Consider the following 14,481-nt stretch of genomic DNA (forward strand, 5'->3'; position numbering starts at 1 on the left):
ATGGTGCCCCAGATTGGGGGACTTCTCCAACACGTCTGACCTGCTTCTTTATCGTTCCAGAGGGTACAAGCTGGGGATACTCCACGGTTTGCTACCCCCGTTGAGCCGTGCTTCCTCCCTCCGGATCCAGGGTGCCTCCGCGCAAGCGCGCGGACTCGCTCAGCAGCACTGCGGCCTCGCGTTCAGCTACCTCGGCGGCTGTGCCCGTCCCCAGGTTGCGGTTCACCGGCCGCTCGTACAGGGCGGGCCCGCCGCGCATGGCTTTTTCCAGGCGCCGCAAGCCACACCACTCGCGCTCGGCGGCGGCTGAGCGCCATGCTTCGGCCTCGGCCTCACCCCACTCACGAACCAGCGCGGCATAAAACGCACCCGGGTGCACGAGCGCGATGAGGGCGGAGACATGCCCGAATCCCAGGGAGGTCACCAAGCCGGCTTTCGGCGGGGTGCGGCGCAGGTCCAACGGTTGGCGCAGCCACACCAGGTGCGGGTGGCGGCGCAGCACGGGGTCAACGCAATCAAGCGAACGGTTCGGCGGGAGGACTCCACTACGCAACGCCTGAGTCAGACCGATGAGCTGGAAGGCGGCGGCACCGCCCTTGGCGTGCCCGGTCAGGCTCTTCTGCGAAACCACATACAGCGGGTTGCCGGGGCTGCGGCCGAGTGCGGCGGCGATGCGCTCGTGCAGATCCGATTCGTTGGGGTCGTTGGCGTTGGTGGACGTATCGTGCTTCGACACCACCGCAATATCGTCCGCGCCCACGCCGAGGGACTTCAGCGAGCGGGCCAGGCGGGAGTCCTGCCCACCCCGCGCCGCCGAGAGCGCGCCCATGCCCGGCGCGGGGATGGAGGTGTGCGCGCCGTCGGCGAAGGACTCGGCAAAGCCCACCACGCCAAGCACCGGCAACCCCATCTCCGCTGCAAAGGTTCCCCGCGCTAGCAGGATGGTCCCGCCGCCTTCGGATTCCACGAAGCCGCCGCGGCGGCGGTCGTTAGCGCGGGAGAAAAAGCGATGCTCAATCCCCTTCGCCGCCATCTCCGCGCTATCGGCCGTGGCCGCCATGTCCCCGAACCCGGTGATTCCCTCAATCGACAGGGCGTCGATGCCGCCGGCCACGACGAAGTCGGCTTTGTGCAGGCGCAGCTTGTCGACGCCCTCCTCCACCGACACCGCCGCCGTGGCACAGGCGGCCACGGGGTGCACCATCTGGCCATAGCCGCCGACATAGGACTGCATCACGTGCGCAGCAATGACGTTGGGCAGCGCTTCCTGGAGGACGTCATTGGGCCGCGGCTGGGCCAAGAGCTTATCGACGTACAGCGAGCGCAGCGCCTCCTGGCCTGCCATGCCGGTTCCCTGGGTGGAGCTCACGCGCGCCGGGTGGACGTGGGCCAAGAGCTCGGCTGGGCTAAAGCCTGCGGAGAGGAAGGCATCCACGGTGCACACCAGGTTCCACAGGGCGAGGCGGTCGAGGTTATCCACCATGTCCGCGGGGATGCCGTAGACCTGCGGGTCGAAGCCCTCCGGAATCTGGCCACCCACAAAGCGGGTCATGGCCACGCGCCGCGGAACCCGCACCGCGGAGCCCGCGGGTCGGGCGACCTGCCATTCATCCTCACCGGTCGCATCAGTGACGCGGCGCAGCGTAGCGCCTTCGCAGCTGTCGACGAAGCTGCGTGCTGTCTCTTCGTCCTGCACGGTGAAGCTCAGCGGCTTCTCCAAGTAGATGGTGGTCAGCTCGGGCGCGAGGTTATCCACCATGGGCAGGTGCGGGCCGAAGTCATCGTGGAAGCGGCGCACACCAATCCCGGCGAGAACCTCGTCGTGGAAGCGCGCGTAGACGTCTTCCTCGGCTACCTCCTCTCCTTCGGCCGTCAGCCATCCGGCTGTGCGCTCATCCCAGCTGATGAGCCCGCGGCTCCACGCCAGCTCCAGCACTCCAGCAGCAGACAGGTCCCCGCCGACCTCCGCCTCAAAGCGAGTACGCGATGAACCCAGCGGGCCGAGCTCGCCGGCCCCGACGATGACCACCATGTCCTCGAGGGACTGCGTCACGCCATTGAAGTCTGGGCTGGTGCACTCGGCAGGCCTGAGCACGTTCGGCAGGGCTTTTACCGTTCGCGGCGCCTTCCCTTCGCACAAACTACCGGCTACGCGCGATGCGTCGCTGTTCTCGGACTGCGCCGCGCTGGCAAGTGCAGCAAGGTCCAGCTCAGCCTCGGCCAGCCCGCCGGTGAGGTCCACGCTCAGCGGCGCCTGTGCTGCTTCGGCGCGGATGCGAGGGGAGGCGGTGGCGTCGATAAGCTGCACCGCCATTTCCTTCGCCGAGAAGGTTCGCACGCCGCGGGCCTCCACCTGTGTAACCAGCGGATCGTTGCCGCCCATCAGGCCGGTGCCGCGCACCCACCCGATCTGGGCGTGCACCAACGAGGTGCGCGCACCCCAACTGGATTGCTCGGAAGACCAGCGGTTAACCAGGGCGTCGAGGGCCGCCTTGGCCTCGCCGTAGGCGCCATCGCCGCCAAAGCGCCCGCGGTTGGGTGAGCCCGGAAGCACCACGTGTAGCCGGTGGCCAACATGTGTATCCGCACCCACGGCGGACAGCGACGCGATGAGCTTCTCCACCGACCACAGCAGCAGACGCATCTGGGACTCCGCCCCTGCCCCGGCATCCGCAAGAGTGCCGGCGACACGCGGCGCGGCGAAGGGGAAGAGCAGATCCGGCACGTAAGCAGGCTTGAGCTGCACAGACTTTCCACCGACGGTGGCGGTGCGCTCCGCCGCAATCCATTCCGCAAGCGCGTCCACGTCCGCGAAGGAATTAAGGTTCGCCGGAACAACCCATAGTGCTGCCGCGCCGACGGCACGGCTGCGATAGAGCTCCTTATAGAACTCGAGGCGCTCGTGGCTTAGTTGGGAAGTCGTCGCAATCACGGTCGCGCCTTCCGCGAGCAGCTCACCGATGAGCTCTGCGGCAATCGAACCCGGCGAGCCACCCGTCACCACGGCCACCTGCCCGGTGAAGAGCAATCCATTCGCCGGGGTGCGGGCATCGCGGGCTAGGTCCTCATAGCCGAAGTGCTCAGCCAGGAGCGCCACCTCCTCGCCGGCGCCCAGCACGTCCAGCTCGGGCTCTGCTTCCCCGGCGGCGGCCGCGCGGGCGATGTCCTCGCGGGCGGTGGCCCAGAGGTCGTCGAGAAGCACTGCCTTGCGCGCATCGAAAGCGGGGGCGACCTGGCGCTGCCAGTCCGGGCCGAGCTCCGCTGCAACGAGCTGCTCCAGCTCCGTGTGCGAAGCGCTGTCCCCCTGCTCAGTCGCGGTCTCCTCGCGCCCCAAGGCGGCGAGTGCGGCGCGGGCGGAGTCCTCCAGCGCCGCTTCAAGGCGCTCGGTATAAGTGCGCACCGCCTCCGGGTCCACGGTCTCGTGTGGCGTTAGAGCAACGGCCTTCTGCAGCGAGACTCCTTCGCGCTCGCCGGCGGCGCGCACGGAGGCGTCGATCAGCGCATCGAGCTCAGCAACCGATGCCGCACCGGTCATGGGCAAGCTGGCCAGCTCCCCGCCGCGCAGTGACGAGCCCTCGCGCGTGCCCAGGACCAGCTGTGCAATAGCGCGATCGGCCCAGCCCGGGCCCAATCCCCAGGTAGTGCTCACGCGCTCGGCCACGTAGCTCGGCTTCTTGCCCGCGGGCCCGGTCAGCCGGGTGAGCGCCTGCGCGACGTGCTCCGCGAGGACCTCCCCAAACGTTGCATAGCCCGGCGCGCGCTGCGCCACGCTCTCCGCCAGCTGCGGGATGGGTGCGTCCGCGGCATTCTCGATGGCGCTGATACCGAACTCCACGCCGAGGTCAACGAGCAACTGGTTGCGGCGGGAGGACACGCCTTCCACGAGGGTTTCTATGGAATCGGTCGCGGCCATCTGATCAGGCCGGACCTTGGTCCACAGCGCGATGAGCATCTCAAGAGCCTGGTGCACGCTGAGCGGGCGATCCTCGACGGCGGCTGGGGCCTCCTCGCGCGGGGCGTGCACGGAGTCTTCCCGGTGTGCGCTCTCAATTGGCTGCCTCGACTCAGGCTCATCTGCCTGTGCTTCGACGGCGTCCGCAGAATCCTTCGCTGCTGACTCGGGTGCCGTCTCGGCGTCTTCGGCAAAGACCCGCTCACGGTCGCGCTCGTAGTTGAGCACCTCGATGCCTGCGCTGCCCGCGTACTGGGGCAGCCGCAGGGTTTGGCCCAGCATGTTGGTCAGCGTGGGCGCGGTGCCAACGCCAACCTCGATGAAACGCTCCACGCCGAGCTGACCAAGGAGCAGGTCCTGGGTCTCAATCCAGCGCACCGGGGAAGCAAACTGCCAGGCCAATAGCTCGATGAGCAGGGTGCGGCCCAGGCGCGCCGGGCATGCCATAGCGCCATCGAAATCCGCGAGGATCTCCTCGATGGGCTGCGAATCCACCACCGCGGCGATGGACTCCACGAACTCGCGGCTCAGCGCAAAGGGCCGCGCCACGAGGTTAGGGATATAGCGCCCCACCAGCGCGTCGAGGTTGATTTCTTCAGGGATGAGTGCGTCGAGGTGCGCGCGGAAATCAACCACACCGCCCACTAAGCGGGAGGAGTGGAAGGGCACGTCAATCCCCGGGATGGGGATGACGGCACGTTGCCCGGGGGCGCGGCGCTCGGCGTCGTTCGCCAGCGCATCCAGGCCCGCCTTCGTTCCGGCGACCGCGTATTGGCGCCCGGCGATATTGTGGTTGACCACTTCGAGGAACTCACCCGTCTCCGCGGCCACACGGACGACATGGGCGAAGGCCTCGCTCGCGCTCATCCCCATCTTGTGCGGGCGCAGCGCCGCCAAACCATAGAGGGACTGGCCAGCGGAATCGCGCTCGACCAGACGGTGCATGGTCAGCCCGCGGACATAAACAATATCCAGGACCGCCTCCAAGGACAGGACCCCAGCATAGGCGGCCAGGGCGTTGTACTCGCCCACCGAGTGGCCAGCGAAGAAGGCACCGGAATCGAGCACCCCGGCTTCCCGGAGCGCTGCAATCTGTGCGCATCCGAGCGTCGCCATGGCCACCTGCGTGAACTGCGTCAGATACAGCACGCCGTCCGGGTGCGTGAAGGTCTCACCACCCACCACCACGGTGTCGGGGTTGTGGCGGACAATCTCCAGGATGGAGAAGCTCAAGCTCTGCCGCGTGTGCTTGTCCGCGCGCTCCCACACGGCGCGCGCCGCTGCGGATTCCGCATAGTCCTTCATCCCCATCCCCGGGGATTGAATGCCTTGGCCGGGGAAGGCATAGAAGGTAATCGGGCTGTTCATCGTCGCTCGCGCCTGCAGCACCGGCACGCCCTGGCTGGTGGCGGTCACGCTGCGGACCTCACCGTAGCCGCGCCACTTGTCGACGCCCACCCGTTCCACCACAAACTCCACCTCACTCCCCGGCAGCACTGGTGCAAGCCAGGTAGCGGACCAGTCGAGGACGCGGGCGCCGTCAAAAGCCGCGGCCGCCTGCGCGAGCGCCGAGGTCCACATGCCGTGGACGATGGGGCCTTCACGATGTCCCGCCAGCGCCGCCGCGTTCGATGACAGGTGGATGGGGTTCCTATCCCCCGTAACCACGGCGAAAGGCAGCAAGGACTCCGGTGCCACCACGCTGGTGCGGTGGCGGAAGGAGCGCGGTGTCTCACGGACCGATGACTCTACTGTCTCCGCCCCGCTTTCTTGTGCACCATAAGTTGCGGCGCCCACGGTCTCGAGCGCGGCGTCACCGCGGCGCCCAGTGATGAGGAAGCGCTCGTGCATCTGCGCGAATTCATGTTCTTCTCCACGCGCGGCTGCAGTCACGCCGACAGAAACGTCGACAACGCGCCCCGACGGTGTATCGCGTACCTCCTCCAACTCAGCGGTGTAGCGCAGGTCCAAAGGCTCGGAGCCCGGCGCGGCGCTGGCGCGAAGCAGCTCCCAGGTGTCTGACCTGAGGCTCAGCGCGTGCTCGAGGTGGACCAGGTCGAGAAAGCCCTCCACTACCGGCTCCCCGGACGCCGCATGGGCGCTGGCCAGCACGGCGAAGGTGGCCGGCCAGGCGGGGCCGACGAGGACATCGGGCGAGACAGTAGCGCTTATCTCCCCGCTCGTCACCGCGCTGTAGTGGGCGATGTCGGTGGTGCTGAGGTGAGCGCTGACCGTCGCGGTCCCGGAGCTAACGTCCGGAAGGTCACCGCCGACGGCCTGGCGCAGCAGCTCCCGCATGGCGGTCTCGGCATCCTCGACCCTAACGAGTGGTGAGGCACCCGGAATGCTCGGCGGAGTGATACGAATGCGCAGCTCAGCTCCAGAGTGGAACGGAACCGTCAACCACATGGCGCCGTCACCGGCAGGTTCCAGCTCGGTGCCATCAAGCCCAAGGCGCAGGGGGTTGGGCTGCTCGCGCCCGGCCCAATTCAGGCTCGGGGCGCGGCGGATGAGCTCTTCGTCGCTCATGTTGAGCTCGCCTGCAAGCCCCTTGTCGAACTCTGCGTCGGAGGCGTCGAGAAGCCCGAGCACCGCCTGCTCGAAGCGGCCGAGTATCTGTGCCACCAGCTCGTTGGCCTGCGCGATTCCCTCAACGGCTGACGTGCCAGGGATGATGCAGACCTCATCGGCCTCGTAATGCTCATCGTGTGCCTGCCACAGGGTGTCGCGGCGCCAGCGGCGGCGTACGTCAGCATCGATGACCGGCACAAAGTTTGCGGGTTTGCCGGGACCATCCACGAGCTGAATGAACCACGCGGCGTCGGTCGGGTGCAGCGCCGCGTCACCGTAGAGTTCGGTTAGCTGGGCAACTGCCTCAGCCGGGTTCTCGCGGTCAACCTCAACGCGCAGCTCGATCTCGCCGTGATCGGCCGGGTGGAGGCGGGCTTCGGCGCGAGCCACCATGCGGGTAAACCGACTCAACCAGGATTCATCGACCCAGCCGTCCAGGTAGGACAGCTCAAGGTAGCGCTGCAGCCACTCGGCATAGGTCATCTCATCGAGGTCCCCGAAGTAGGGCTTGCACGTGCGCCCGATGGCCTCAATGATCTCCGCGCGGCGCGCCTCCACGGCCGCAACATCACCGGCCACCTCATCCAGCAGGCGCCCGGCGCGAGCGAAGGAATTGTCCAGCTCATGGATGTCCGCGCCCAGGTCCGAGCGGCCCGACACAACGTCACTGCTGCGCGCGGCGACAAGAGCCTGCTTCACCGCCTCGGATGCGGTGGATTCCTTCGCTGCTATGACAGCGGTGCCCACCATGATGGCGTCGACTGGCGCTGCGGGCAGGCCGAAGCGTTGCGCCCACGTGCCCAGGAGGTACTCCGCGCCACGCGCCGGGGTGCCGATTCCCCCGCCAACGGCGAGGAGGACATTGTCGCGCTCACGAATCCGCGCGTAGGTGGCAACAAGGACCTCATCAAGGCCCTCTAGGGAATGGTGGCCACCGGCCGCGCTTCCTTCCAGCTGCATGATGATGGTGGTATCAGGGAGAGCATCGGCGATGCGGAGCACCTCCTCCACCTGCGCCGAAGTTCCCGGCTTGAAGGCGACCCAAGGGATGTTCGCGGCGTGGAGCTTCTCCACCAGCTCTACCGCCTCCTCCACAGGAGGAATGCCGGCGGAAGTCACCACGCCATTGATGGGCATTCCTGCGGCACGCGCTCGCAGAATCGAGTTTGGCCCCTCAATCTGGCGGCGCCACTGGGAAGCCGCAAGGTACAGCGCATTGAACTGGGCGTTCACCCCTGGCTTTAGCAGCCGGCGCAGGGTATGCAGGTTCTCCTGCAGGATGTCATCGGTGTGCTGACCCCCGCCGGCCAGCTCCGCCCAGTGCCCGGCGTTGGCCGCTGCGGCAACAATGCCCGGGTCCACCGTGGTGGGGGTCATCCCGGGGAGCATGACCGGTGAGTATCCGGTGGTCTGCGTAAAGGCAGTCACCAGACGCCCGTCCGCCACGCGCGGTGCCCACTCGGACCACGCGCAGGGCAGGGCGGGCGCGCGGCCCGGCTCCACGAGCTGGGCCAACCCTTCCGGTGCAGCGACGGCCAGCGTGCCCACACCGCGCCCGGCGACGATATCCCGAGTCAGCGGCTCCACCCCACGGGTGGGCCCGATTTCCAGAATCCAACGCGCCCCGGCCTGAAGCGCTGTGTCAACGCGCTCGGGCCAATCCACGTAATCGGTCAATACTGCCCGCGCGAGCTGCGCGGCGGATTCGGGTTCCAGTCCGATCCGAGCTGCCCAGCTTTCCACCTGGTCCACCGCACACTGCATGGTGGGATGATGGAAAGCAGCTGACACGTCAAGGTCGGAAACGGTAACTGCGGCGGACTTCCCTTCCCGCCCTTCTTTAAGGGCCGAGCTCTCCTGGAGCGCGGTCTTCACCCGGGAAAGCTCAGCCGGTGTTCCGACGATGACGAAGCGCCCCCGCCCGTTATCGAGTCCGATGTGGGCGCCGGCGTCGAGTAGTTGCTGCTTCGTCGCGCCGGTCACCGCCGCCATGGGCGCGCCCTGCGGGGTGCGGACCAGCCCAGCACTGCGTGCGGTTGTCTCCAGAGCCGCGCCGATGAGGCGTGCCAGCGCCAGAGCCTCGGCTGGGCTCATGCGTCCCTCAACGACCGCCGCAGCAAGCACGCCCTGGGAGTGGCCAATGTTGGTGACGGCATCCTCGAGTTCAATTCCGTGTGCACGCAGCGATTCGAGGACAGCCAACTGCGCGGTGAGGATGCCGGGGGTGGAAAGCGAGGCGTCGGCAAGCGCGTGCGCCCACGCCGGTTCCTCGTCTGCCCAGGCCAGAGGCGCAAACCCGTGCGGTGTGGAAGGCAGAAGTTCCTCCTCCAGCGGGGCAAGGAGTTCCTCGGCCGCGCCGAGGAACTCCGCTATGTGTGGCCGCGCACCGGTAGCAAGGGCATCGCGCAACGTCGGCAGCCAGGCATAGCCCTGACCGGAGAAAGACAGCGCAAAGGGCTCGGAGCCCAAGCGCGCGGACAAAGGCGACAAAGGCGCAGAGACGTGAAAAACAGACACCTGCACTACTCCCCCAAGGTGTGGGCGACGAGTTGAACCGCCTCTTCGAGGGAAGACTGGGTCTTCGGCTCAGGCGCATCGCAAAAGACCTGGCAGGCGTGGTCCGGGACAACCTCGGCCGAGCGCGTCAGACCGCGTTCAGCGAGGTACTCGTCAAAGAACATATCGATACTCATACCGTGTGCCGATTCTACCCACTAGGATCAATACGTCATGGCCACTCGTACCCCGTTCTTCATCGCCGCGCTGTTCAACGCCGCGGTAGCAGTACTAGTGGCCATCGGCCTTATCCTCCCCGCCCCAACCGAACCTACGCCCGAGCGGCCCAAGGCCACTGAGACAGCGGCACCCACGCAGGAAGGCCCAGCAGAAGAACAAGCCGAAGAGGCCACACCCGCGCCAAGCATTGCGCCGGACATCGCCGAAGTACTCGCCGCCTTAGATTCCTTGGAGGTCAAGGGACGTGCGCCCAAAACCGGCTATGAGCGCGAAGAGTTTGGCCAGGCGTGGTCCGATGACGTCACCGTGGAGTTCGGCCACAACGGCTGCGATACCCGCAATGACATCCTTCGCAGGGACTTGGATCCGGAGAGCCTCGTTCTCAAGGAAGGCACCCACGACTGCGTGGCACTTTCCGGCACCTTGCACGATCCTTATTCGGGCCAGGACATTGAGTTCCAGCGCGGGGCGCAGACATCACGCGCGGTACAGATTGATCACGTTGTGCCGCTTGCCGACGCCTGGCAGAAAGGCGCCCAGCAATGGTCACCAGAAAAGCGCCGCGACTTTGCTAATGATCCCCGCAACCTCCTTGCCGTCGATGGCCCCCTCAACCAGCAAAAAGGCGCTGGCGATGCCGCCACGTGGCTGCCACCTAACAAAGGATTTCGCTGCGAATATGCGCGCCGCATCGTAGAGGTGAAGGCGGCCTATGAAATCTGGGTCACGGCGGCGGAGAAGGATGCGCTCCGTCGGCTACTGAATGCTTGCTGAGTATTTTTACCCCTTTTAGATGCCCTGATACCCCTCCCACTACCCCCGAAATTATGCGCATAATATTCACTCACCCCTAAACGGTTATGCAGGGTTTTCGGCGGCGGGAACCTTGGTGCGCACTGCACCTACATTCCTCACGCCCGATAATTTCTATAGGCCTATTAATATGTAATAAATGCAACCTACGGACGTGCAGGTGATACCCCCATGAAACAAAAACAATAAATCTTTCCCTCCTGTCTCACATTTCTTTTAATATGTGACACAGCACCTAGCCTGAGGTCTAGGTCACATGGATGCCGTGAGTTTTCACGGCTCCATACTTCCCAAACCCGTTGAGACCACACCCTGCGAAGGAATAGTGATGTTCAAGTACATCATCAAGAAGACCGCCAGCTGGCTGGTAGTCATCTTCCTCGCGACTAATATCGCGTACCTCCTGGCCGCAACCTTCCTTGATCCCCGATCAAATTATGTCGGCCGCAACCCACCACTCGGGCCGGAAGAAATCGGCCGAATTCTCACGCCACTCGGCCTCAACCCGGAGACCCCGCTCCTTGAGCGTTGGTGGGGATGGCTGTCCAACATCATCTTCCACTGGGACTGGGGTACCTCCCCTCTCGGTGACCCGGTCAGCGCACAAATCGGGCACCGCGCGCTCGTCTCGGCACAGCTGCTGCTCGTGGCCACGATTCTCTCCGTCGTCATCGGCGTCGCCCTCGGCGTCTACACCGCCTCCCGCCAGTACAAGGCGGCCGACCGCTTTTGGCAGGGCGTCTCCATCATCACGATGAACACGCACGTCGTCGTGGCCTCCATCTTGGTCGTCGCCGGTGGTCTGTGGATCAACCGCGTGACCGGCCACCGCGTGGTCTACGTGACGGGCGCTTCCAGCCTCGGCGTCGAAGGCTTCTTCCCCAAGCTGCTGGATATGGCGCAACACCTCATCTTGCCGTCCATCTCGCTCATCATCATCAGCTACGCCGGCTACCACATGATGCAGCGCACCTTGCTGCTGGATAACTTGAACGCCGACTACGTGCGCACCGCCCGAGCTAAGGGCCTGACGCGCTCCCAGGCCATCCGCAAGCACGCCCTGCGCACCTCCATCATTCCGGTCGCAACCTCCGTGGCCTTCTCCGTTCCCGGAATCTTTACCGGCGCCATCATGACGGAAACCATCTTCGCGTGGAAGGGAATGGGCCAGTACTTCATCGAAACCATCAGCCGCAACGACGTCAACGGCACCACCGCCGTCGCCGCCTTCGGTGCCGTCATGATTGCTTTCTCTGCAATCCTGGCTGACCTCGTCGTCGTCGCCCTCGATCCGCGAGTAAGGGTGAGCTAAATGTCTCCAGAAAAGAAATCCACGTCGCCACGCTCCGAAGCGCGCCACACCGAGCGCCACCGCCGCAACGACCTCGCTATCGATACGGCAGCTGATAACCTCGGCGTGCGCCCGCATGCCGCCACTGCGGACTTTTCACCGCAGACCGAACCCAGCGCCCAGTCCGCTCTCGGCTCCGGCGTCGACGTCGATGACGCACAGCGCAAGCAATTCTCCAGCAGCGATTTCCGCGGCACCTCCAAGCTCAAGCTGTACGTTCGCCGCTTCTTCCGCAACAAGGCAGCTGCCGTCGGCCTCGTCATCTTCGTGCTACTCGCGTTGCTCTCCATCTTCGGCAGCTACCTCACCCCGTGGTCCTTCGACGAGCCGGACTTCTTCAACCTCTCCACCGGGCCTTCCCCGGAGCACTGGTTCGGAACCACGGACTCTGGAAACGATCTCTTTGCGCAGACCGTCCACGGCTTGGGCCGCTCGCTGATCATCGCACTCATCGTCTCGTTGGCCTCTACCCTGCTGTCCGCCTTCATCGGCGCGGCCGCGGCCATGTACGGCGGCGCGGTGGAAAAGGTCATCCTGGCAGTCATTCACTTCTTGCTGGCCATCCCGACCTTCCTGCTCATCGCCCTGGTGGTTTCTGATTCCGGCGGTGACTGGAAGCTGCTCATCGTGGTGCTCATCGCCTTCGGCTGGATGTACCCGGCGCGCGTCATCTGGGCCATGGCGCTCAGCGTGCGCGAGAACGACTATGTCCGCGCCGCCGACTACATGGGAGTCTCGCGTCTGCGCACCATCTTCCGCCACGTGGTTCCCAATATCGGCTCGCTGCTCATCATCCAGGCGGCCCTGGGCGTGGTGTCCACCATCATGTCGGAGACCGCGCTGTCCTTCCTGGGCTTGGGCGTGAAGCTTCCCGACGTCTCCCTGGGCACCCTCCTGGCCGGCGGCGCCAACGCCGTTGAGGCCTCGCCCTGGCTCTTCTACTTCCCCGCAGGCATCCTCACGCTGCTGACCGTCTCCATGGCGTTCATCGCCGACGGCCTGCGCGATGCCATTGACCCCAACTCGAACTCCGGAGGCCGAGCATGACCCCGCAGAATACTGCACACACCGCCAACGCCGACCCGGCCAGCCGCGCCACCGACCCCACTTCATCCACCGAGCCGGTGCTGTCCGTGCGCAACCTCACCGTCACCTTCCCCTCGGAGGCCGGCTCCGTCCACGCAGTGCGCGGCGTCGACTTCGACCTCATGCCGGGGCGCACCCTGGCGATTGTGGGCGAGTCCGGCTCCGGTAAGTCCGTGACCTCTTTGGCCGTCATGGGCCTGCTGCCCGACTACGCCAAGGTGGAAGGCTCCGTGGTCTATGCCGGCACCGAGCTCATTGGCAAGTCCGACAAGGAAATGTCGAAGATCCGCGGCAAGGATATCGCCATGATCTTCCAGGATCCTCTCTCCTCCCTGACCCCGGTGTTCTCCATCGGTGACCAGCTCATCGAGGCTATCCAAACCCACCGCGATGTCTCTAAAAAGGAAGCGGAGAAAGAGGCCATTCGCCTGCTCGAACTCGTCGGCATCCCAGAGGCGGAGAAGCGCGTGAAGTCATTCCCGCACGAATTCTCCGGCGGCATGCGCCAGCGCGTGGTCATCGCTATTGCCATGGCCAACAACCCGCGCGTCATCATCGCCGACGAGCCCACCACGGCCCTCGACGTCACCATCCAGGCCCAGATCCTGGAGGTCCTCAAGGTAGCCCAGCGCGAAACGGGTGCCGCAGTCATCATGATTACCCACGACATGGGTGTGGTCGCCGGCACGGCCGACGACGTCCTGGTCATGTACGCCGGCCGACCGGTGGAGCTGGGTGATGTCGACACCATCTTCAACAACCCCAAGATGCCCTATACCGTGGGCCTTCTCGGGTCGACGCCGCGCGTGGACAAGGCCACCGACGAACCACTGACCCCCATCGTGGGTACCCCGCCGCAGCTTATCGACGTCGCTGCCGAATGCCCCTTCGCGGACCGCTGCCCAGTGGTGAAGGATGAGTGCCGAACCCTGGAACCGGAGCTGCGCGCGCTTGACGACGTCCCCGGGCACTTCGCCTCCTGCCTGCGCTCCGATGAGATCAAGGACGGCACCATCGGCGGCGAGCGCATGTACCCGTTGCCGAAGATTTCCGCCGATACCTTGGGCGATACTCCCTACGAGCAGCGGCTGGTTACCTTGGAGGTCAAGAACCTGGTCAAGGACTTCCCTCTTATCAAGGGAGCGATTCTCAAGCGCCGCGTCGGCACAGTACACGCGGTCAAGAACGTCAGCTTCGATGTCCACCAGGGCGAGTGCTTCGCCATCGTGGGCGAGTCCGGCTCCGGCAAGACCACCACCCTGCTGGAAATCATGGACCTCAACCCGCCAGAGGGTTCCACCATCGTGGTCAACGGCACCAACACCTCCGGCTTGAGCGCGTCGGCGCGCCGCAAGCTGCGCAAGGATATCCAAATCGTCTTCCAGGACCCGATGAGCTCGCTCAACCCGCGTATGACCATCCGCGAGATCATCGCCGAGCCGCTGGAATCGCTGGGGTATGAGGGGGACGTCGGCCAGCGCGTGGCCGAGCTGATGCAGCTCGTCGGTCTTGAGTCCCACCAGGTGGACCGCTTCCCCGGACACTTCTCCGGCGGACAGCGCCAGCGCATCGGCCTGGCCCGTGCTCTGGCCACCAACCCCTCCATCGTGGTGCTCGACGAGCCCGTCTCCGCACTCGATGTGTCCATCCAGGCCGGCATCATCAACCTGCTGCACGACCTGAAGAATCGCCTAGGCATCTCCCTGGTGTTCGTCGCCCACGACCTCTCCGTGGTGCGCCACCTCTCCGACAAGGTCGCCGTGATGTACAAGGGCGACTTCGTGGAATACGGCCCCACGGACGAAGTCTTCGACAACCCGCAACACGCCTATACCCGCGCGCTGCTCTCCGCCATCCCGGTGCCGGATCCAGCCGTGGAACGTGACCGGGTACGCGAGATTTACCAGCCCGCCGAAACCCCGGCTTAGCAAGACTTATAACTAAATACTCACCTTTGTCTCCATGTTTCCTC

Annotated in this window: 6 protein-coding genes; 4 read left to right on the forward strand and 2 right to left on the reverse strand. The window is 65.4% G+C overall.

The genetic code is table 11. From position 1 onward, the window contains the following. Nucleotides 1-91: 91 nt before the first annotated feature. Together HMPREF2822_RS06070 and HMPREF2822_RS13295 are read right to left on the reverse strand one after the other, a co-directional pair. Nucleotides 92-9,040: a type I polyketide synthase gene (locus HMPREF2822_RS06070; protein ID WP_070522497.1), complete on the reverse strand. Its 8,949-nt coding sequence runs from the start codon at nucleotides 9,038-9,040 to the stop codon at nucleotides 92-94. 5 nt (nucleotides 9,041-9,045) lie between these two features. Next, complete coding sequence (locus HMPREF2822_RS13295) at nucleotides 9,046-9,216, reverse strand: hypothetical protein (RefSeq protein WP_154762460.1); 171 nt, start codon at nucleotides 9,214-9,216, stop codon at nucleotides 9,046-9,048. Nucleotides 9,217-9,253: 37 nt separating this feature from the next. Between HMPREF2822_RS13295 and HMPREF2822_RS06075 the strand changes: the two genes are divergently transcribed. From HMPREF2822_RS06075 to HMPREF2822_RS06090, 4 genes are all read left to right on the forward strand, one after another. Then, a complete protein-coding gene (locus HMPREF2822_RS06075; protein WP_070522348.1) occupies nucleotides 9,254-10,033 on the forward strand; it encodes an HNH endonuclease family protein in 780 nt (259 codons plus the stop codon). A 367-nt stretch (nucleotides 10,034-10,400) separates the two neighbouring features. Continuing rightward, nucleotides 10,401-11,384 (forward strand): ABC transporter permease, encoded by a 984-nt coding sequence (locus HMPREF2822_RS06080; protein WP_070522351.1) that lies wholly within the window; start codon nucleotides 10,401-10,403, stop codon nucleotides 11,382-11,384. After that, nucleotides 11,385-12,470, forward strand: coding sequence for an ABC transporter permease (locus tag HMPREF2822_RS06085; RefSeq protein ID WP_070522354.1), 1,086 nt, complete (start codon nucleotides 11,385-11,387; stop codon nucleotides 12,468-12,470). Then, a complete protein-coding gene (locus HMPREF2822_RS06090; protein WP_070522357.1) occupies nucleotides 12,467-14,437 on the forward strand; it encodes an ABC transporter ATP-binding protein in 1,971 nt (656 codons plus the stop codon). Before HMPREF2822_RS06085 ends, HMPREF2822_RS06090 begins: the two co-directional genes overlap by 4 nt. The last annotated feature ends 44 nt before the right edge of the window (nucleotides 14,438-14,481 follow it).

Origin of the sequence: Corynebacterium sp. HMSC062E11 (assembly GCF_001811845.1) — a bacterium.
GTDB classification, from domain to species: Bacteria; Actinomycetota; Actinomycetes; order Mycobacteriales; family Mycobacteriaceae; genus Corynebacterium; species Corynebacterium hesseae.

Bases quoted from the DNA above. Each gene is read 5' to 3' on its own strand.
- HMPREF2822_RS06075 (WP_070522348.1), top strand. From the start codon at position 9,254: ATGGCCACTCGTACCCCGTTCTTCATCGCCGCGCTGTTCAACGCCGCG.
- HMPREF2822_RS06085 (WP_070522354.1), top strand. From the start codon at position 11,385: ATGTCTCCAGAAAAGAAATCCACGTCGCCACGCTCCGAAGCGCGCCAC.
- HMPREF2822_RS06090 (WP_070522357.1), top strand. From the start codon at position 12,467: ATGACCCCGCAGAATACTGCACACACCGCCAACGCCGACCCGGCCAGC.
- HMPREF2822_RS06080 (WP_070522351.1), top strand. From the start codon at position 10,401: ATGTTCAAGTACATCATCAAGAAGACCGCCAGCTGGCTGGTAGTCATC.
- HMPREF2822_RS13295 (WP_154762460.1), bottom strand. From the start codon at position 9,216: ATGAGTATCGATATGTTCTTTGACGAGTACCTCGCTGAACGCGGTCTG.